Below are 17,380 nucleotides of genomic sequence, written 5' to 3' on the forward strand. Positions count from 1 at the left end.
TTCAGGATCCCGACGATTTGCCGTGGACGGCTCCGCCGCTGCCCGGCTGCACGGGTGTTATTCCGGAGTAGCTTTTGACCTGGCGCCCACTACTGCTATTCGAACTGCCGCTCCCGGTGGACGACGAACCGGTGGACCCGGTGCTGGTGGTGGCTGCCGTCTTCGTGCTTGGGGTGGCGGCGTAGACGACAGCTGATGCGATCCCCGCGGTCACAAGGCTGCCCGCCGCGACGGTGACGGTGATGCCGGCGGCCAGTCGTTTGCCGCTGCTTCGAGTGTCCATGGCCTGCTCCTAGAATTCCGCGGTGAGAATGCCGCTACCTCAATAGTCCTCCCGGATTCTTTGTGTTTTCTTAGACAATGCTGTCCCCCGGATTTGAGTCTTCACGGCTTGTCAGCGGCCGGCGAAGCGCTCAGGCAAGCGGCAGGGTGACCACAATAGAGGCCCCGCCCTCCGGTGGATGCGGCTCTACGCGCACGGTTCCGTGGTGCAGCGAGACAATCTCGGCCACAAGCGCCAGCCCAAGCCCGTAATGGCGCGGCTTCCCGGTGGCGGGAGCCTCGGGGCGGGCGGAGGCGAACCGTTCAAAGGCGCGCGCCTCTGTCCCGGCGGCAAAGCCGGCTCCGTCGTCGGTGACCCGAAGCACTGCGTCCCTGCCGCGGGTGCTGACGCTGATGTGGACTGCGGTCCTGGCGTGGTCCAGTGCATTGGAAATGAGCGCGGTGAAGACCCGGCCCAGCGACACCGCGGACCCGCGGACGACGACGGGCTCCGGCGGGAACTCTGTTTCCAGCCGGAGGGACTGTGACTCTGCCTGCCCGCCGGCAAGGGCTGCGGCGCCGCCCCCGACGACACAAAGGTTGACCGGTGTGAAGTCTGCCGCTCCCCGGGGGTCGGCCGCCATCAGCAAGTGGTCCAGGATCCCTGTCAGCAGCTTTGAGTCATTGACGATGCCTTCGACGCCTTTCGCGATCTCCTGCGGTGCCGGAGCCGCACCGGAGCCCATCAGCCGCCGGCGCAGCAGCTGCGCCCTGGTGCTAAGCAACGTCAACGGAGTCCGCAGTTCGTGGCTGGCGTCGGCGATGAACCGGCGCTGCAGTGCCACACTCTCCACCAGCGGAAGCATGGCACGCCTTGCCATCCATACGGAAGCGGCTGCGGCGAGGACCGCGGCGGCCGCTCCGGCAACCACCAGTGCGAGGATCAGCCGGTCCGACTCCTCCTGCCGTTCTCGCTGGTCGACGGCGGCCTGGACCACCCTGCCGTCGTGGAAAGCGGTTAAAACGGCATAGGTCCGGCCCGCTACCTGGACTTTCCCCCGTTCGCTCCCGCCGGCCACACTCACGCGGGAGATGGCAGCGACGTCCGGCAGTCCTGCCGGCATGTTGCGTGAAACGCTCAGCTGGCCGTTGCTGGAGATGGCCAGGAAGACGTCCAGCGGGGCATCCCGGGTTGAGTCAATCAGGGTGGCCCCCACCAGTTTCCGGTTGTCTGCTTCATCGGCGCCGGCGGCCACGACGGAGAGCATAAGTCCACCCATAAGCGCGAGCAGAACCACGATAAGCGCAGCGAACTGAACGGCGAGTCGCACCACCGCGCCCTTCGAGTCAGTGCTGGCACGGGACCTCAACGGTTTTCTCCGAGCCGGTAGCCGACTCCGCGGACTGTCAGCACCGAGGACCGGCCCAGTTTCTTCCGCAGGTAGTGCACGTAGGTGTCCACAACGCCGTCGTCGTCGGCATCCGGGAATACCGCGCTGACAAGGCCTTCCCGGGTGAAGATCTGGCGGGGGCTGCGGGCCAGCTGGGCCAGCAGCTCACTTTCCCGCTCGGACAGGACAATGACCGTTCCGGTGGCTGAGGTGACCGTGCGGCCGTCAACGTCCAGCATGCCGCCCGGGACCCGGACGGCGCCGGCCCGCGTCGGATGGCGGCGCAGCAGGGACCGCAGCCGGGCAAGGAGCTCGTCGACGTCGAAGGGTTTGCCCAGGTAATCCTCGGCGCCCCGGTCAAGGCCTTCCACGCGGTCCGCAGGATTGCTCAGCGCAGAGAGGATAAGTGCGGGGGCATCCACGCCGCGGTCCCGAAGCCGCTCAAGAACGTCCAGTCCTTCGATGGCCGGGAGCCCCCGATCCATCAACAGCACGTCGAACTCCTGGCTGAGACCCTCATGCAGGGCGCGTTGCCCGTCCTGGGCCAGCACCACGGCGTAGCCCTCGCCCGCAAGCAGCTCGCTGAGCATTGCGGCCAGGCTTGAATCGTCTTCCACCAGCAGCACCCTCGGCCCAACCGTCATGGTCTGAAGTATAGGTCCGGCGCCAGCGCCGGAGCCGTGCGCGGGTGCCGTGCGCGGCTGGCCCGCGGGGGTGCCCTGCGGCGGTGCCGTGCGGGCCGGCCCGGCCACCCAGCTCGCGGCAACCGGGCAACATAAGGGCGGACGCCGGGCCCTAACCCTTCGACCTCCCCCGGCCGGGCCTCGCCGATGCCTGCGGCGCGGCCACCCGCGGGGCGACCACGACGACGGCGGCGGCGATCACCGCTGTAAGCGCGAAGACGCCGGCAAAGGAGGCCGCCGGCGCGCCCGCCATGGTGAACGCGGAAAAGACAATTCCCGTGGTGGCGAGGGACAGCGCACCGCCGAGCGAGTCGGAAATGGACATCGCGGAACTGTTGAAGCCCTCGTTCTGCTTGCTGGACAGGCCCAGGGTCATCACGCTCAGGCGGGCGTACATCAGCCCCATGCCGCCTCCGGCGAGCACCCACGCGGCGATCGCGACGACGGCCGGCCAGCCGAGGACCGTGCTCACCAGCACCAGGGCGATTGCGGCAAGCACCAGCGCCGCGCCGATTCGGACCGCTCGGCGGTGATCCAGGCGCTCCCCGAGCCGGCCCTGGACTGCGGAGCCGGCGGCCCAGGCGACGGCGCCGCCGGTCAGGGTGAGCCCGGCGAAAGTGGGCGTGAAGGAGTAGCGCTCCACCAGCAGGTAGGGCAGGTAAACCTCGGCGCCGAAAAACGAAGCAGCCGCTAAGCCGCGGGTGAGGATGACGCTGGGGAGGCCGCGTCGGGCGGTCAAAGTGCCCTGCGGCACCAGCGGGCGGACGGCGATCAGGGCCACGGCCACGGCGGCGACGCCCACGACTCCGCCGGCCACCGGAAGCCGGACGGAGAGGTTCAAGCCGAGGACGGCGAGCGCCGCGAGGGTAGCCCACGCAAGCCGGCCGTAGCCCCAGGCCTTCCGAGCACCGCCAGTGGACATGTCCACCGGCGGTGCGCCTTCCGGGATGTCGGCGTCGGGCGTGCCGTGCAGTCCGCGCAGTGCCGGCACAATCATGAGCAGGGCCGGAACCACAAGCCCCACTACGCCCAGGAAGACCCAGTGCCAACTGGCCAGCTGCGCCACGAGGCCGGCGGCGAAGGGGCCCACCAGCGAAGGAATCACCCAGGCCGCGGAAAAAGCGGCGAAAATCTTCGGGTGCAGTGCCCGCGGATAAACCCGGGCGATCACGACATACAGCGCCACCGTAATTGCGCCGCCGCCGAGGCCTTGGACCAGGCGGCCTGCCACGAGGGCCGGCATACTCCCGGCCGTTCCGGCGGCCAGCAGCCCAACCGCAAACATGGCCACGGACGCGTACAGCGGCCCCACCGGGCCGTGCCTGTCAGACCAGTTGCCAGCGGCCACCATGCCAATAACGCCCGTGGCGAACGGCCCGGCAAACGCCAGGGCGTAGAGGGCAGCCCCATCCAGCTCGCGGCTGACCACCGGCATGATCGTGGTCACCGCCAGCGATTCGAAAGCGGCCAGGAACACCAAGGCGCAGGCACCCAGGGTCACGAGTAAATAGTCGCGGTCGAAGATGCCTGCTGAATTTAGGCTCGAAACGCGGGCGGGTCGGAGTGCGGGCATGGCCTGATCGGTGGTCAGGGACGCAGCTCTAAAACATCAACCAAAACTGAGGTAGTGCCGGTCCGGGGGTTTGCTGGAGCTTTCAACGAATAACGCCAGAAGGTTAAGGGAAGCATGCCACAGCAGGCCCTTCGCGCCCTAGCGCGGGATTCCCGGCTCACGCTGCCGCAGCGCCGGCCCGGCGGTCACGGCCGCGGACGGCGAATGCAGCCATTTAGTGAAGCCGGCGTCCGGCGCTTCCAGGTTTAAGGTCACATCCGGGTGTTGGGCATCAGACGGTGGTCAGCACGGGGGCGGTGAGCTTGCCGTCGCGCATGGTGGCGACCGAGTCGGTCAGCGGGACGAATTCGGTGTCGTGGGTGACCATAACGGTGGCGACCATAAAGTCGTCGGTGACACGGCGCAGGAGCCGGACGATCGAGCCGCTGCGTTCGTGGTCCAGGGCCGCGGTGGGTTCGTCCACGAGCAGGACCTTGGGATCGCCCATCAGGGCGCGGGCGATGTTGACCCGCTGGCGCTGGCCGCCGGAGAGCTGGTGCGGCCGTTTGTCCGCACTCGAGGAGAGTCCGACGACGTCGAGCAGTTCCGCGGCTTTCGCACGGGCGGCTTTGACGGACTTTCCGCGCAGGTGGTCGCCGATGATGAGTTGTTCGGCGGCCGTCAGGGACGCGAGCAGGTTCGGTTGCTGGAAGATGATGCCGATCTTCTCCCGACGCAGCGCGGTGAGGTCCTTGTCGCCGAGCCCGGTGGCGTCAGTTCCGTCGATGATCACGAGGCCACGGGTGGGGCGGACGAGGGTGGCGGCGGCGGCGAGGAGACTGGATTTGCCGGAACCTGACGGACCGACGAGGGAGACCATCTGACCCGCCTGTACGGTGAGGTTCACGGCGTCAAGGGCCTTGATGGTTCCGTCCCCGTCCGGGTATTCGAGGCTGACGTTGTCGAGGTGGAGGGGACCGCGCTCGGAGGTGCGGGAGCTGGAGGTAGAGGACATGGTGTTGTTTCCTTTCAAAATGTGCACGGGCCGGGATCTGCGCTGCGGACGCGGCCAGGCGTCCGGGGAGGTTTTAGTTCCCGCCGAGGGCGATGAGGGCGTCGACCTTGGTGACGCGGCGGACCGCCAGCGCCGCTCCGGCAAGGCCGAGGGCGATGATTCCAAGGATGGGCAGGAGTGTTGTTGCGGGGTTGACCAGGAAGGGGGCTGCCTGGGCGGCGAAGAAGCCGCCGAGGATGCCGATCCCGCCGCCGAGTCCGGCCCCGGCCAGCAGGACGACAGCGGCCTGGGTGATGGCGTCACGCAGGATGTAGGCACTTGATCCGCCCATCGCCTTCAGCACGGCGATGTCGCGGGTCCGCTGGACGGTCCATACGGTCAGGAAGGCCACGATGACCAGGGCGGAGATGCCGTAGAGGAACGCCTGCATCAGAAGCAGGGAGCCGTTCTCGCTCTTGTAGGACCCCAGTGCCTGGAAGGATCCGGTGCGTGTGGCACTTACGGTGCGGGCTGCTGCGTTCGCGGCTGCCTCGTCAACGGAGGCGCCGTCGTTGTAGGTGATGGCGGCGACGGTTCCGAGCTGCTCCGGGTCGCTGAGGTGGGCCAGCTTCGACCAGGCGGGAAGCGCTGTCCAGACGACGCTGGTGTGCGAGTACCACTGGTCCTCGACCACTGCACTGACGGTCAGTTCGATTCCCCCGACGCTGGCCTTGTCCCCGGTGGTCAGGGAGAGGGCTTTGGCGACGGTTTTGCCGATCACCACGGTGTCCGCGGTGACCCGGGACGGCGCCAGCCGGGCGTCCGGCGAGACACCGAAGACTGCGACGTTGGTGGTGCCGGTACCCGCCCCGGTATCCGCGGCCACGGCCTGGAACCGGGTTTGGCTGATGCCCACTGCCTCCGCGTTCCGGACGCCGGCCCGGTTTCTCCAGCTGTCGAGCTGGGCGGCGGTGACTTCGCTTTCGGTGAAGGAGGCCTTGGGCTCGTTGGTGCCGGGGGCGCCAAAGACGATGCTGTCCACTGCCTTGGCGTCGACTCCGCCGCCGTTGGTGGCGCCGAGTTTATCGATGGCCGACGTCGACTGGTCGCCCAGCCCGGCTGTGAGTCCCGAGAGCATAACGAGCAGCAGGGTGATCAGGGCAACGACGCCGCCCATCAGGGCAAACCTGCCCTTGGCGAAGCGGATATCGCGGATGGCAAGAAACACGTTTGTTCTTCTTTCAGTGGGTGAGGCGGTGGCCGGAAAAGCTCCTGGATCCACTCTCCCGCGGGCAGGCGGCGGCGCCATCGTGCAGTTGATTGAGCCGCGGTCGAAGAATGGTTGAGCACCGGGTCAACCATTTGATTGATCCGGCCCGGGCCGGGCAGGCATAAGCTGATCCAATGCCTGCCACGGAACCACTCCACGCCCTGAACGGGACCGGTCTTAGCCGACCCGGCGCCCCGCTTCGCGGACTGGATGCTGCGCCCTCCGTTGCGATCCTGCGCGTACTGAGGGTCACCCTGCACGTCGGCTTCGCCGCCCTGCTCGGAGTGGCTGTCCTGCGGCTGCTGGTGTCCAATGAAAGGGACCCCGGGCGGTATGCCTTGGCCGGGACCGCGCTTGTTCTGGCCGGGGTTTACCTCACCGGCACCATGATGGAAAAACGCTTCGCCGCCGGCAGCACAGCGCGCGATCCGCGCCGCTACGGTGTCCTGTGGCTGGGAATCGTCACCGCTTTGTGGGCCCTCCTGCTGGCCGGAAGTTCCGACTTCGCATGGCTGGCTTTCCCCCTCTTCTTCCTGCACCTGCACCTGTTGCCGCGACCGGTGGCGCTGCCGATGATCGCGCTGATGACGGTCGCGGTGATTGCGGCCCAGTGGGGGGCCAGCGGACTTCCCGTCCCGCAGCTAGCCGTGGTCCTTGGTCCGCTGTTTGGCGCGGCGTTTTCGGTCGTGACCGGGCTGGCGTACCGTGCCCTGTACCGCGAAGCCGAGAACCAGCGCCGTGCAGCCGATGAACTCCGCCGGACCCGTGCGGAGCTGGCAGCAACCCAGCACGACGCCGGTGTCCTGGCCGAACGCGAGCGGCTGGCCCGGGAAATCCACGACACCCTTGCCCAGGGGCTCTCCAGCATTGTGCTGGTGGCCCGCGCGGCCGAAAATTCGCTCGCCGCCGGGGACACGGCCACCGCGGCGGCACGTTTCGCGCTGGTGCAGCAGACAGCCTCGGAGAACCTCGCCGAAGCCCGGAACTTCGTCCGTGGACTATCGTCCCCTCATCTGCAGGAAACCTCCCTGGTGGAAACCCTTCGCAGGCTCTGCGACACCACGGAAACCAGCTCCGCAGCCGGGGGCGTTGGGCTGCGGTGCCGGTTCGAGCTCGACGGGACCCCCGCGGAGCTGCCGCAGCCGTACCGGGTGACCCTGCTCCGGGCAGCCCAGGCCAGCCTCGCCAACGTCAGGGACCACGCCAAAGCCGGCAACGCAGTTGTGACCGTCGCGTTTCTGGGCAGTGAAGTCACGATGGACATCTACGACGACGGCATCGGCTTCGACCCCGCCGGGTTAGCTGCCCGGATGAACGAACGGACGGATGGAAGCGGTTTCGGAATCCGGTCACTGCAGGAAAGGGTCACGGCGCTCAACGGCTCGCTCGAGATCGAATCAGCCCCCGGGGAGGGTACGGTGGTGGCCATCCGGCTGCCACTGGACGACGCCCCGGAGAGGGAACAACAATGAACGAGATCCGCATCCTGCTGGTCGATGACCACCCCGTTGTCAGGGCGGGGCTGCGGGCGATGCTCACCGAATTCGAGGGCATCTCGGTGGCAGCCGAAGCAGCCGACGGCGACGCAGCGCTCAAGGAACTCAAACGGTTGAAAACCCTGGGCGACCGCGTGGATGTTGTGCTGATGGACCTGCAAATGGGCGCGGGCATGGACGGAGTCACAGCGACCTCGCAGATCAAGCTGCTGGAGGCCGCCCCGCCGGTCCTGATCCTGACCACGTACGACACGGATGCTGACATCCTGGCCGCCGTCGAGGCGGGGGCCAGCGGCTACATGCTCAAGGATGCACCGCCAGAACAGATCCGGCAGGCCGTGCTGGCTGCCGCCGCCGGGCAGACTGCCCTGGCTCCCAAAATAGCGGCCCTGCTGATGAACCGGATCAGCAATCCCACAGCTGTCCTCACGCCGCGCGAGGTCCAACTGCTGGAATTGCTGGCGACCGGTCTCAGCAACCGCGCTATCGCGAAACAGAGCTTCATCTCCGAGGCAACCGTAAAGACGCACCTGGTGCACATCTACGGCAAACTCGGTGTGGACAACCGCACCGCAGCCATCGCGGCAGCAACCCGGCGCCGAATCATCCGGGCCCCCGGCCAGCAAGGATAGGACCCCCTCGGCGCTCTTTCCGGGTCCGTCAGCCGCCGATGAAGCGGTCCCGCCCGGCACGGTAGCCGAATACCGCGGCCAGCGAACCAACCGCGAGGAAAAGCACACCCGCCGCCGCGAAGGACCCCGTGGCCTGGTGCAGTTGGCCGACCATCAGGGTGCCGGTGGAACCCACCCCGTAGCCCACACCCTGCATCATGCCGGACAGGTGCGCGGCGGTGTGCCCGTCGTTCGCGCAGGATCGGGGCCAGCCAAGCGAAAACGCTGAAGGACATCATGGCTTGGAGGACCATAAAGAGGGTCACCTGCCATGCCACCGCCGAGCGCCACACATTGACGCCGCCGCGCGAAGCGTGGTGGGTGCCGTGGGGCTGCCTGATGGCCAGCGGCACAAACAGCAGAAGAACAACGCCGGCGGGCAGCGCCCAGAACCGCAGCGCCGCGGTCCATTCCCGGTCGCGCTGAAGACCGGGTAGGTGAACCCTGCGCCAAGCGCAGCGGAGGCGCAGATCGCGGTGGTCTAGAGCCCGCCCATCAGGCCGTAGCGGCGGTGGAAAATTCCGGCCATTTCCGGAGCGCGCTCCTCGCGGGATGGCGGGCTGGCAGCGGGGCTCAGGGATGAAGCTTATGCGAACGGCGTCTCCGGCGGGAGCCCGCCGCGGGCAGCAACCTGCCACGGCCCGCAGCCTGGCGCCGCGCCGCGCGGGCGGGACCCCGCCGGTTCAGCCGGCCGCGCCGATCCCCTCGGCAGGAACGACGACGGCGCCGCTCGCCCGGGAATCCGGGTTCAGCATCCAGCCCACGCGCTTCACGGTGCGCAGCATGACCACGCTTTCGACGAGCACGATCCCGGGCACTTTTTGCTGCAGGACCAACTCGATGCTCATAACGTCCGCCAGGGACTGCAGCCACATAATGATCACAAAGTTGGTCGGACCAGTGGTGGACGCGCTGAGCCGCACGTTCCGCATCGTCTTCAACTCAGCGGCCGCTTCCTCATGCCGCCCGGCCGGGACATTGACGAACCACTGGCAGGTCACAGGGAACGCCGAGAAGCGCTGGGCGACCTCGCAGCGGAACGACAGGATCCCGCTGGCGAGCACCCGGTTCAGCTGTCGCTGCACGGTGGCGGGGTGCCTGCCCAGCCCTCGGGCAATGTCCGCCGCCGTCGCCCGCCCGTCCTTGGCCAGGTAAGGCAGCAGCGCCAGGTGGCTGGCCGGCAAATCGTCCCTGGCGGCGGCCCGGACGACACCGGGGGCATCCGGGCCGGCCATCGCCTTAACAGCGGCCTGCTGGGCCCGGCTCAGAACATTCAGCCGCCAGGTGCCGCCGCTGGCGTGCAGCCTGGTGCACAGTGCGGTCTGGTACTTGATCAGACCGTCGATCTCCTTCAAGCGCGAAACCACCTTGGTGCTGAAGTCATCCAGCGAGGAGGTGATCACGGTCAGCATGAGGTCCCGGTTGCTGGCGGCCTCCTCCACCGTGATGATCTCCGGCATCCCGGCGAGTTCGGCGGTGACTTCCCGGCGCCGGTGCATTTCGCAATCCACTGCGACGAACGCCAGGCACATCTGGTGGGGGTCGCCGATCAGGTGGGCCGTGATCCAGGAGACGCCGGCGGTCCGCAGCCGTTCCCAGCGGGCGGCGAGGGTGGTGGCGTGGACCCCCAGCACGTCCGCCGCATCCGCCCAGCTCAGGCGCGGCGCTATCTGCAGGACGTTGATCAGCGCAAGGTCATCCTCGCTGAGTTCCATGATTTCCCTCCGGCGATGCACGAAACCTGCGATAGGCAGTGCATTTTGCATTTTTTCAGGCCTTTATGGCCCTGTGAGGCAGGTCACTCCAGAATAGACCCAAGACCCCGCCGGGCCGAACCCGGCCGAACCGAACCTAAAGGAGACCACGTGCCGATCACCGCAGACGCCCGCGAAATGCAGGCGGATCTTGCCCGCTTCCGCCACGAGCTGCACCGGGAGCCGGAAATCGGGCTGACGCTGCCCCGCACCCAGGAGAAGGTGCTCCAGGCCCTCGACGGGCTCGGCTATGAGATCACGCTCGGCCGGGACACGACGTCCGTCACCGCGGTCCTGCGCGGACAGGCTCCCGGCGCGGACACCCGCCCGGCCGTGCTCCTTCGCGCGGACATGGACGGCCTGCCGGTGCAGGAAAAAACCGGCGTGGACTTCACCTCCAGGATCGACGGCGCCATGCACGCCTGCGGCCACGACCTGCACACCGCCATGCTCACCGGCGCCGCGACCCTCTTGGCCGAACGCCGGCACCGGCTGGCCGGCGACGTCGTGCTGATGTTCCAGCCCGGCGAGGAAGGCTTCGACGGCGCCAGCCACATGATCCGGGAAGGCGTCCTTGACGCCGCGGGCCGACGGGTGGACGCGGCCTACGGCATGCACGTCTTTTCCGCCCTGGAACGGTACGGCACGTTCTGCACCAAGCCCGGCGTGATGCTCAGCTCCTCGGACGGCCTGACGGTCACCGTGCTCGGGGCCGGCGGCCACGGCTCGGCCCCGCACTCGGCCAAGGACCCGGTCACCGCGGCCGCCGAAATGGTCACTGCCCTCCAGGTCATGGTCACCCGCCAGTTCAACATGTTCGATCCCGTGGTCCTGTCGGTGGGCGTGCTGCAGGCCGGCACCAAGCGCAACATCATCCCGGAAACCGCCCGCATCGAGGCCACCATCCGGACCTTCTCCGAGGAATCCCGGCAGAAGATGATGGAGGCCGTGCCGCGCCTGCTCAAGGGCATCGCGGCGGCGCACGGGCTCGACGTGGACGTCGACTACCAGCAGGAGTACCCGCTCACCATCACCGACGAGGACGAGACCCGCACCGCGGAGACCGTCATTGAGGGCTTGTTCGGCGATTCCAGGCTCGCCCGCTGGGCCACCCCGCTGAGCGGCTCCGAGGACTTCTCGAGGGTCCTCGCCGAGGTCCCCGGCACGTTCATCGGGCTGAGCGCCGTTCCCCGCGACGCCGACCACGCCACCGCCGCGTTCAACCACTCCCCGTACGCCACGTTCGACGACGGCGTGCTGGCCGACGGGGCCGCGCTCTACGCGGAACTCGCCGTTAGCCGGCTCGCCGCGCTGGCAGCAGCCGGCCTTCCCGGCGCGGGCGACACCGCCGCCGCCTCCACCCTTTCCTAACCCCACCCCCGAGGGAGAAACCATGACCGCCACCACGTCCGTGCCCACGGCACCCCGGACCTCCACCCGCAAAACGATCATCGGCACCGGCATCGGCAACGCCGTCGAATGGTACGACTGGGCCATCTACGCCACGTTCACGCCGTTCATCGCCAGCCAGCTCTTCAGCAAGGCCGATCCCGCCTCGGCCGTGCTGTCCACGCTGGCGATTTTCGCCGTCGGCTTCGTGGCGCGCCCTTTCGGCGGATTCCTGTTCGGCTGGATCGGTGACCGGATCGGCCGCAAGGCGTCCATGACCCTCGCAGTCGGCCTCGCCTCGGTGGGCAGCTTGATGATCGCCGTCGCGCCGACCTTCGCCACCGTCGGCGCGTGGGCGTCCTTTATGCTCCTGGTCGCGCGCCTCGTGCAGGGCCTGGCGCACGGCGGCGAGCTGCCATCGTCGCAGACCTACCTGTCGGAGATGGCGCCGAAGGAACACCGCGGCTTCTGGGCCACCCTGATTTACACCTCCGGCACAGTCGGGATTCTGCTCGGTACGCTGCTCGGCGCCGTGCTGAACATGGTCATGAGCACGGAAGTGATGAACGCCTGGGGCTGGCGGATTCCGTTCCTGGTCGGCGCGGCCATGGGCCTGTACGCGCTGATCATGCGGTCCCGGCTGCCCGAGACGGACGTCTTCGCCGGTGAAGCCCTGGCGGAGAAGCGCGCGCCGATCTGGCCGCAGATCGTCCGGCACCGCAAGCAGGCGCTGCAGGTCATCGGCCTGACGGTCGGCCTGACCGTGATCTACTACATCTGGGGTGTCGTCGCCCCCAGCTACGCCACCACGGCGCTGAAGATCGACCGCGGCGAAGCGCTCTGGGCCGGCGTGATCGGCAACATCGTCTTCATCGCCGCGCTGCCGTTCTGGGGCAAGCTCTCGGACCGGATCGGCCGGAAAAAGGTGCTGTGGGCCGGCGCGATCGGCGCAGGCATCATGCACTTTCCGATGACCGCCCTCCTCAAGGATTCGGCCTGGCAGCTGGCCGTAAGCATGTCGGTGATGCTGATCTTCATCGCCGCGAGCGCGGCAATCGTCCCCGCCGTCTACGCGGAGCTGTTCCCCACCAGCATCCGCACGGTCGGCGTCGGCGTCCCGTACTCGATCTGTGTGGCCCTGTTCGGCGGCACCGCGCCGTACCTTCAGCAGTGGCTGGGCACGAGCTTGCAGATGCCGCAGCTGTTCAACATCTACGCCCTGGTGCTGCTGGCCATCTCCGCCGCCTTCGTCTTCACCATCCCGGAAACCAAGGGCAAGGACCTCACCGCCTGACCCGGTGCGGCGCCGGTTGCTCTATCAGTTATGGCTGTTCTGAAGGCTCAGAACAGCCATAACTGATAGAGCATCGTGTGGTGCGGGGAGGGCAGGGGTTAGGTCAGCCGCCGATGAAGCGGTTCCGCCCGGCACGGTAGCCGAATACCGCGGCCAGCGAGCCGACGGCGAGGAAAAGCACACCCGCCGCCGCGAAGGACCCCGTGGCCTGGTGCAGTTGGCCGACCATCAGGGTGCCGGTGGAACCCACCCCGTAGCCCACACCCTGCATCATGCCGGACAGGTGCGCTGCGGTGTGCCCGTCCCGGGTGCGGACCATGATCATGGTGAGCGCGACGGCGGTCAGGCTGCCCTGGCCCAGGCCCAACAGCCCGGTCCACAGCCAGATCAGTTCAAGCGGGCCGAAAATGCTCAGCGCGAAGCCGCCACCGGTCATCAGCGCCACAACTGTGTTGATCGCGCGCTGGTCCCGGAACCTGGTGGCGAGCGCCGGGGCGAACAAGGACCCCAGCATCTGCAACACGATCGACACGGAGACGATCACCCCGGCCGTGCCGCCGTCCACACCTCGTTCGCGCAGGATCGGGGCCAGCCAAGCGAAAACGCTGAAGGACATCATCGCCTGCAGCACCATAAAGACGGTCACCTGCCATGCCACCGCCGAGCGCCACACATTCACGCCGCCGCGCGCGCTCTGGTGCCGGCCGTGACGCTGCCTGATGGCCAGCGGCAGAAACAGCAGAAGAACAACGCCGGCGGGCAGCGCCCAGAACCGCAGCGCCGCGGTCCATTCGCCCGTCGCGCTGAAGACCGGGTAGGTGAACCCTGCGCCAAGGGCAGCGGAGGCGCAGATCGCGGTGGTGTAGAGCCCGCCCATCAGGCCGAGCCGGTGCGGGAAGTCACGTTTTACCAAGCCGGGCAGCAGCACATTGCACAGCGAGATCGCGGCACCGCAGGCCGCCGTTCCGGCCAGCAAGGCAGGCAGGTGCCCGGCACCCCCGGCCTCCAGCGGCCGCAGCAGCAGCCCGGCAGTGAGCACCGCCATGGCGCCGAGCAACACCCGCTCGGCCCCGAAGCGGCGGGCCAGGACCGGAGCGAGCGGCGCGAACACGCCCAGCAGCGTCACAGGCACGGTGGTAAGGACGACGACGGCCCAGCCCGGCAGTCCGGCGTCGGCCGTCACCTCGGGAAGCACCGCGGAGAAGCTGGAGAAGACTGTCCGGAGGTTCAGCCCGATCAGGACCAGGCACACGCCCAGATAGGCCAGGGTGCGGCGGCTGCCGACCCGGGTGGGCTCCGCCGCGGGAACGTCATCGATTTCGGCGTCCACGAGCAGGGCCCGGCGGTCGGCGGCATCGTCGCCGCCGGCGGCGGAATCCTGGGAGCTTTTCGGGACGGTCACGGACCCCATTCTGGCAGGCCCGCCAACGAACGGCGTCAGGAACACCCGGTCCGGCAAGACCGTCAGCCCGGCCGGGCGCCGGAACTCCACTATTCTGGAAGGGATGAGTGAATCCCCAGAATCCCCCGAAGTGCCGCAGCCATCGCGCCCAATAACCCCCGGCAGCCAAGCCTCCTTCGGCACGTATGGCGGGCGCCCGGTCAGTTTTGTGCGCCGCGGCACCCGCCTGCAGGGCCGCCGGCAGGCGGCCTGGGAGGAACATTCCGACCGGTGGGCGATCGATGTCCCCCGGCACATCGCCAACACCTCCGTGCACCCGGACTACGTCTTCGACGCCGAAACCGAATTTGGCCGCACAGCCCCGCTGATCGTGGAGATCGGCTCCGGCCTGGGCGACGCCGTCTGCCATGCCGCCGAGGAGAACCCGGACACGGACTTCCTCGCCGTTGAGGTCTACACCCCGGGCCTGGCCAACACGCTGGTCAAGATCAACAGCCGCGGCCTGCGCAATGTCCGAGTGGTGGAGGCTAATGCCCCCGAGGTACTGGCCACCATGCTGCCGGCCGGTTCCGTGACGGAGCTGTGGGTCTTCTTCCCGGACCCCTGGCACAAGTCCCGGCACCACAAGCGCCGCCTCATCCAGCCGGCCTTCGCTCAGCTGGCAGCACGGTCCCTCAAACCCGGCGGCCTCTGGCGGATTGCGACGGACTGGTCCAACTACGCCGTGCACGTCCGCGAGGTCCTGGCTGACTCCCCCGACTTTGAGAACCTGCACGACGGCGAGCGCAGCGGGGCGCAGAGCCCGCTCACGCAGGTATGGCAGTCCGGTGTCGAAGCCCTTGTGGGCGGGGCGCCGGTCAAGGAGGGCCGGGCACCTGTCAGCACCGAGCACACCGGCCCCAACGAGGGCACCGACGACGCAGGCGGCTGGGCCCCGCGCTTCGAGGGCCGGATCCTGACGAGTTTCGAGAACAAGGCCCATGAAGCGGGCCGGCTCATCTTCGACCTCAGCTACCGGCGCCGCTAGAACAGACACCGCTGTTCCCGGCCGCCTCCGCGTGGCACGATAACGGGAGATGCACGAACCGGTCCGAACCCACGTCCGGCAGAACCACCAAGCAAGTTGAGGGGCCCGCCATCAAGAGAGAACTCAAGGACGCCGCGGACGTGGCGGAGAACATCACCAACTCCCGTGCGCTGGAACTGGTGGCCCGTGCCGGTTTTGCCGTGAGCGGCATCCTGCACCTCCTCATCGGCGTCGTTTCGATCCGGCTCGCCATGGGTGGTGAGGGCGAGGCTGACGTCAGCGGAGCCGTCGAACAGCTCGGCAGCCAGCCGGCCGGCCCGTTGCTGCTGTGGAGCTCCTTCGCCGCCTGCGTGGCCCTGGCAATCTGGCAAACCAGTGATGCCATCTTCGACTTTGAGCACCTGCAGGCGAAGAAAAAGGTGGGGAAGAAGCTCAAAGCAGCCCTCCAGGCCGTTGTCTACGCCGGACTCGCCGTCACGCTGTTGTCCTTCGCCAGCGGCGCAGGCAAGGACCACAGCACGTCCACGAGCGATCTCACGGTGACCGTTATCCAAGCCCCCGGAGGCTATCTGCTGCTGATCGCCGTCGGCGCAGGGATCGGAGTCGCCGGAATTGTCTATGCCATCCGCGGCTTCCGGCAGTCCTTCCTCAAGCACCTCCGCCTCCCGGCCCCGCGGCAGGCAAGGACGGCGGTGACCATCCTCGGCGTCGTCGGCTACGCAGCGAAAGGCATCGCCTTGCTGCTGGTGGGCCTGCTGGTAACCATTGCCACCGTGAAGGCCCACCCAGAGGAGTCAACCGGACTCGACGGCGGCCTAAAGGCCCTCCGCGACCAGCCGTTCGGTGTGTACATGCTGGCCGCCGTCGGCGCTGGCCTGATCTGTTATGGCATCTTCATGATGGTGCGGGCCAAACTGGCGAAGATGTAAGGCCGGAAGCGCCCGGACCACCCGCTCATCCCTGCGGCACGGCTATGAAGGCCACCGTTTGTTGCTGCCCGTTGCGCATTTCAATGCTGGCGATGTTGGCCAGCTGCACGGGCGTGGCACCGGTGATCCGGACCCTGCCGCTGGGCGTGGCCGTCCACGCGCAGGCTCGGTCCTCGGTGCCGGCGCTGTCCTTCACCCAAAGCGAGAAGGTGCCCTCCAGCGGCAGGCTGCGGCCGTCGACGGAAAGCTCGGTGCCCCACGTCTTTTTGACCATCCCTACGGTGATCTGCGGTCCGTCGCTGGCCTGCACCGAGTAGCTGGCGTCCGGTTTGGGCGGCGGGTTAATCAGCGGCGCAGCGAGGATTCCCAGGGCGAGGCAGGCCGCTGCCGCCGCCGCGAGCGCCGCGGTCCAGCGGCGTCGTGCCTGCCGGCGCCGGCTGGACAGTTCGTCGAGCATCCGTCGCGGTACGCCGGCCGGGGCGGGAGCCGGCTGCTCCGGTTCCCGCCCCGCCGTGGCCGCGGCGCCGAGGGCGACGGCGTCGGGCACCGGAAGCGCGTCCAGCAGTGCCGGAAGGCTGGCCAAGTCGTCAAGTTCCTGCCGGCACTCCGCACAGCCGCCCAGGTGCTGTTCGAAGGTTAGGGCCTCCGCGGGCGCCAGGCCGCCGAGCAGGTAGGCCCCGAGCAGCTGGTGCATTTCGGAGCCGCTCACCGCTGCACCCCCATCTCATCCAGGATCGTCCGGAGGGCCCGGACGGCGTAGAAGGCCCGGGACTTGACTGTTCCGCTCGGGATATTCAAACTCTTCGATGCCTCCTGGACGGTGAAGCGGCGGTAATGGAGGGCCACGAGTACGTCCCGGTGCTCGTTGCTCAGCCGCATCAGGGCCTCCTCCATCAATACCCGGTTGAGGAGGTCGTCAACACGCTCCTCCCCGCCGGCCAGGTCAGCCAGATCGCGGTCAGTTGTCTCGCGGGGACGGCGCTGGGCCTTGCGGTAGTTGTCGATCATGATGTTCCGGGCCGTCCGGAACAAATAGCTGCGCAGGCTTCCCGTGATGTGCGGAGACTGCTGCCAGACCCGCAGCACGGTCTCCTGCACCACATCCTCCGCCACCTGCGGGTCCCGGCAGGCGCTGAGGACAAAGCGCCTGAGGGCCGGCCCGTGGTCGCGGTAAATCGCCGCCACCACCTCTTCGTCCAGCGGCATGACGGGCCTCCAGGACTCGTAGGGTTCTGCGCTTGTACCCTAGGACGCGCGGATCCCTGGA

General features: G+C 68.0%; 16 protein-coding genes and 1 pseudogene. 6 read left to right on the forward strand and 11 right to left on the reverse strand.

Going from position 1 to position 17,380, the window contains the following annotated elements:
• Position 1: 1 nt before the first annotated feature.
• The 6 genes from QMG72_RS13145 to QMG72_RS13170 all read right to left on the reverse strand — a co-directional run bounded on the left by QMG72_RS13145 (position 2) and on the right by QMG72_RS13170 (position 6,109).
• Positions 2 to 283 carry a hypothetical protein gene (locus tag QMG72_RS13145; RefSeq protein WP_283480753.1) on the reverse strand — a complete coding sequence of 94 codons (282 nt, stop codon included), beginning with the start codon at positions 281 to 283 and terminating at the stop codon, positions 2 to 4.
• 130 nt (positions 284 to 413) lie between these two features.
• Positions 414 to 1,592 carry a sensor histidine kinase gene (locus tag QMG72_RS13150; RefSeq protein ID WP_283480754.1) on the reverse strand — a complete coding sequence of 393 codons (1,179 nt, stop codon included), beginning with the start codon at positions 1,590 to 1,592 and terminating at the stop codon, positions 414 to 416.
• A gap of 35 nt (positions 1,593 to 1,627) precedes the next feature.
• Entirely contained in the window at positions 1,628 to 2,296 is a 669-nt protein-coding gene (locus QMG72_RS13155) for a response regulator transcription factor (protein WP_283480756.1), read from the reverse strand.
• Positions 2,297 to 2,447: 151 nt separating this feature from the next.
• Positions 2,448 to 3,908, reverse strand: coding sequence for an MFS transporter (locus QMG72_RS13160; RefSeq protein ID WP_283480757.1), 1,461 nt, complete (start codon positions 3,906 to 3,908; stop codon positions 2,448 to 2,450).
• Positions 3,909 to 4,179: 271 nt separating this feature from the next.
• Positions 4,180 to 4,902, reverse strand: a complete 723-nt coding sequence (locus tag QMG72_RS13165; RefSeq protein WP_283480758.1) for an ABC transporter ATP-binding protein — start codon at positions 4,900 to 4,902, stop codon at positions 4,180 to 4,182.
• Positions 4,903 to 4,975: 73 nt separating this feature from the next.
• Positions 4,976 to 6,109 carry an FtsX-like permease family protein gene (locus QMG72_RS13170; protein WP_283480760.1) on the reverse strand — a complete coding sequence of 378 codons (1,134 nt, stop codon included), beginning with the start codon at positions 6,107 to 6,109 and terminating at the stop codon, positions 4,976 to 4,978.
• A 176-nt stretch (positions 6,110 to 6,285) separates the two neighbouring features.
• Here QMG72_RS13170 and QMG72_RS13175 point away from each other — a divergent pair, with 176 nt between their 5' ends.
• Together QMG72_RS13175 and QMG72_RS13180 are read left to right on the forward strand one after the other, a co-directional pair.
• Positions 6,286 to 7,623 carry a sensor histidine kinase gene (locus tag QMG72_RS13175; protein ID WP_283480761.1) on the forward strand — a complete coding sequence of 446 codons (1,338 nt, stop codon included), beginning with the start codon at positions 6,286 to 6,288 and terminating at the stop codon, positions 7,621 to 7,623.
• Positions 7,620 to 8,279: a response regulator transcription factor gene (locus QMG72_RS13180; protein WP_283480763.1), complete on the forward strand. Its 660-nt coding sequence runs from the start codon at positions 7,620 to 7,622 to the stop codon at positions 8,277 to 8,279. Before QMG72_RS13175 ends, QMG72_RS13180 begins: the two co-directional genes overlap by 4 nt.
• A gap of 28 nt (positions 8,280 to 8,307) precedes the next feature.
• Here QMG72_RS13180 and QMG72_RS13185 read toward each other — a convergent pair.
• Positions 8,308 to 8,835, reverse strand: a pseudogene (locus QMG72_RS13185) (MFS transporter); the annotation flags it as partial.
• A 166-nt stretch (positions 8,836 to 9,001) separates the two neighbouring features.
• Complete coding sequence (locus tag QMG72_RS13190; protein WP_226775288.1) at positions 9,002 to 10,033, reverse strand: Lrp/AsnC family transcriptional regulator; 1,032 nt, start codon at positions 10,031 to 10,033, stop codon at positions 9,002 to 9,004.
• Between the two features lie 150 nt (positions 10,034 to 10,183).
• Here QMG72_RS13190 and QMG72_RS13195 point away from each other — a divergent pair, with 150 nt between their 5' ends.
• Positions 10,184 to 11,443: a M20 metallopeptidase family protein gene (locus tag QMG72_RS13195; protein WP_226775287.1), complete on the forward strand. Its 1,260-nt coding sequence runs from the start codon at positions 10,184 to 10,186 to the stop codon at positions 11,441 to 11,443.
• 22 nt (positions 11,444 to 11,465) lie between these two features.
• Positions 11,466 to 12,755, forward strand: coding sequence for an MFS transporter (locus QMG72_RS13200; protein WP_226775286.1), 1,290 nt, complete (start codon positions 11,466 to 11,468; stop codon positions 12,753 to 12,755).
• A gap of 103 nt (positions 12,756 to 12,858) precedes the next feature.
• On the opposite strand, the gene QMG72_RS13205 is transcribed toward QMG72_RS13200, so the two are convergent.
• Complete coding sequence (locus QMG72_RS13205; protein WP_283480764.1) at positions 12,859 to 14,166, reverse strand: MFS transporter; 1,308 nt, start codon at positions 14,164 to 14,166, stop codon at positions 12,859 to 12,861.
• 94 nt (positions 14,167 to 14,260) lie between these two features.
• Here QMG72_RS13205 and trmB point away from each other — a divergent pair, with 94 nt between their 5' ends.
• Positions 14,261 to 15,184, forward strand: coding sequence for a tRNA (guanosine(46)-N7)-methyltransferase TrmB (trmB, locus tag QMG72_RS13210; protein ID WP_282358913.1), 924 nt, complete (start codon positions 14,261 to 14,263; stop codon positions 15,182 to 15,184).
• 140 nt (positions 15,185 to 15,324) lie between these two features.
• On the forward strand, positions 15,325 to 16,113 hold the full coding sequence (locus QMG72_RS13215; RefSeq protein ID WP_226775284.1) for a DUF1206 domain-containing protein: 789 nt from the start codon (positions 15,325 to 15,327) through the stop codon (positions 16,111 to 16,113).
• A gap of 25 nt (positions 16,114 to 16,138) precedes the next feature.
• On the opposite strand, the gene QMG72_RS13220 is transcribed toward QMG72_RS13215, so the two are convergent.
• Entirely contained in the window at positions 16,139 to 16,822 is a 684-nt protein-coding gene (locus tag QMG72_RS13220) for an anti-sigma factor family protein (protein WP_226775283.1), read from the reverse strand.
• On the reverse strand, positions 16,819 to 17,319 hold the full coding sequence (locus tag QMG72_RS13225; protein WP_226775282.1) for a sigma-70 family RNA polymerase sigma factor: 501 nt from the start codon (positions 17,317 to 17,319) through the stop codon (positions 16,819 to 16,821). The genes QMG72_RS13220 and QMG72_RS13225 overlap by 4 nt, the downstream gene beginning before the upstream one ends.
• Positions 17,320 to 17,380: the final 61 nt, after the last annotated feature.

Origin of the sequence: Pseudarthrobacter sp. PH31-O2, from assembly GCF_030063265.1 — a bacterium.
In the GTDB taxonomy this organism is placed as follows: domain Bacteria; phylum Actinomycetota; class Actinomycetes; order Actinomycetales; family Micrococcaceae; genus Arthrobacter.

What these genes read in the sequence shown, in the direction of transcription:
- QMG72_RS13145 (WP_283480753.1), bottom strand. Translation starts at nt 283, where the DNA reads ATGGACACTCGAAGCAGCGGCAAACGACTGGCCGCCGGCATCACCGTC.
- QMG72_RS13155 (WP_283480756.1), bottom strand. Translation starts at nt 2,296, where the DNA reads ATGACGGTTGGGCCGAGGGTGCTGCTGGTGGAAGACGATTCAAGCCTG.
- QMG72_RS13160 (WP_283480757.1), bottom strand. Translation starts at nt 3,908, where the DNA reads ATGCCCGCACTCCGACCCGCCCGCGTTTCGAGCCTAAATTCAGCAGGC.
- QMG72_RS13165 (WP_283480758.1), bottom strand. Translation starts at nt 4,902, where the DNA reads ATGTCCTCTACCTCCAGCTCCCGCACCTCCGAGCGCGGTCCCCTCCAC.
- QMG72_RS13175 (WP_283480761.1), top strand. Translation starts at nt 6,286, where the DNA reads ATGCCTGCCACGGAACCACTCCACGCCCTGAACGGGACCGGTCTTAGC.
- QMG72_RS13180 (WP_283480763.1), top strand. Translation starts at nt 7,620, where the DNA reads ATGAACGAGATCCGCATCCTGCTGGTCGATGACCACCCCGTTGTCAGG.
- QMG72_RS13190 (WP_226775288.1), bottom strand. Translation starts at nt 10,033, where the DNA reads ATGGAACTCAGCGAGGATGACCTTGCGCTGATCAACGTCCTGCAGATA.
- QMG72_RS13200 (WP_226775286.1), top strand. Translation starts at nt 11,466, where the DNA reads ATGACCGCCACCACGTCCGTGCCCACGGCACCCCGGACCTCCACCCGC.
- QMG72_RS13205 (WP_283480764.1), bottom strand. Translation starts at nt 14,166, where the DNA reads ATGGGGTCCGTGACCGTCCCGAAAAGCTCCCAGGATTCCGCCGCCGGC.
- trmB (WP_282358913.1), top strand. Translation starts at nt 14,261, where the DNA reads ATGAGTGAATCCCCAGAATCCCCCGAAGTGCCGCAGCCATCGCGCCCA.
- QMG72_RS13225 (WP_226775282.1), bottom strand. Translation starts at nt 17,319, where the DNA reads ATGCCGCTGGACGAAGAGGTGGTGGCGGCGATTTACCGCGACCACGGG.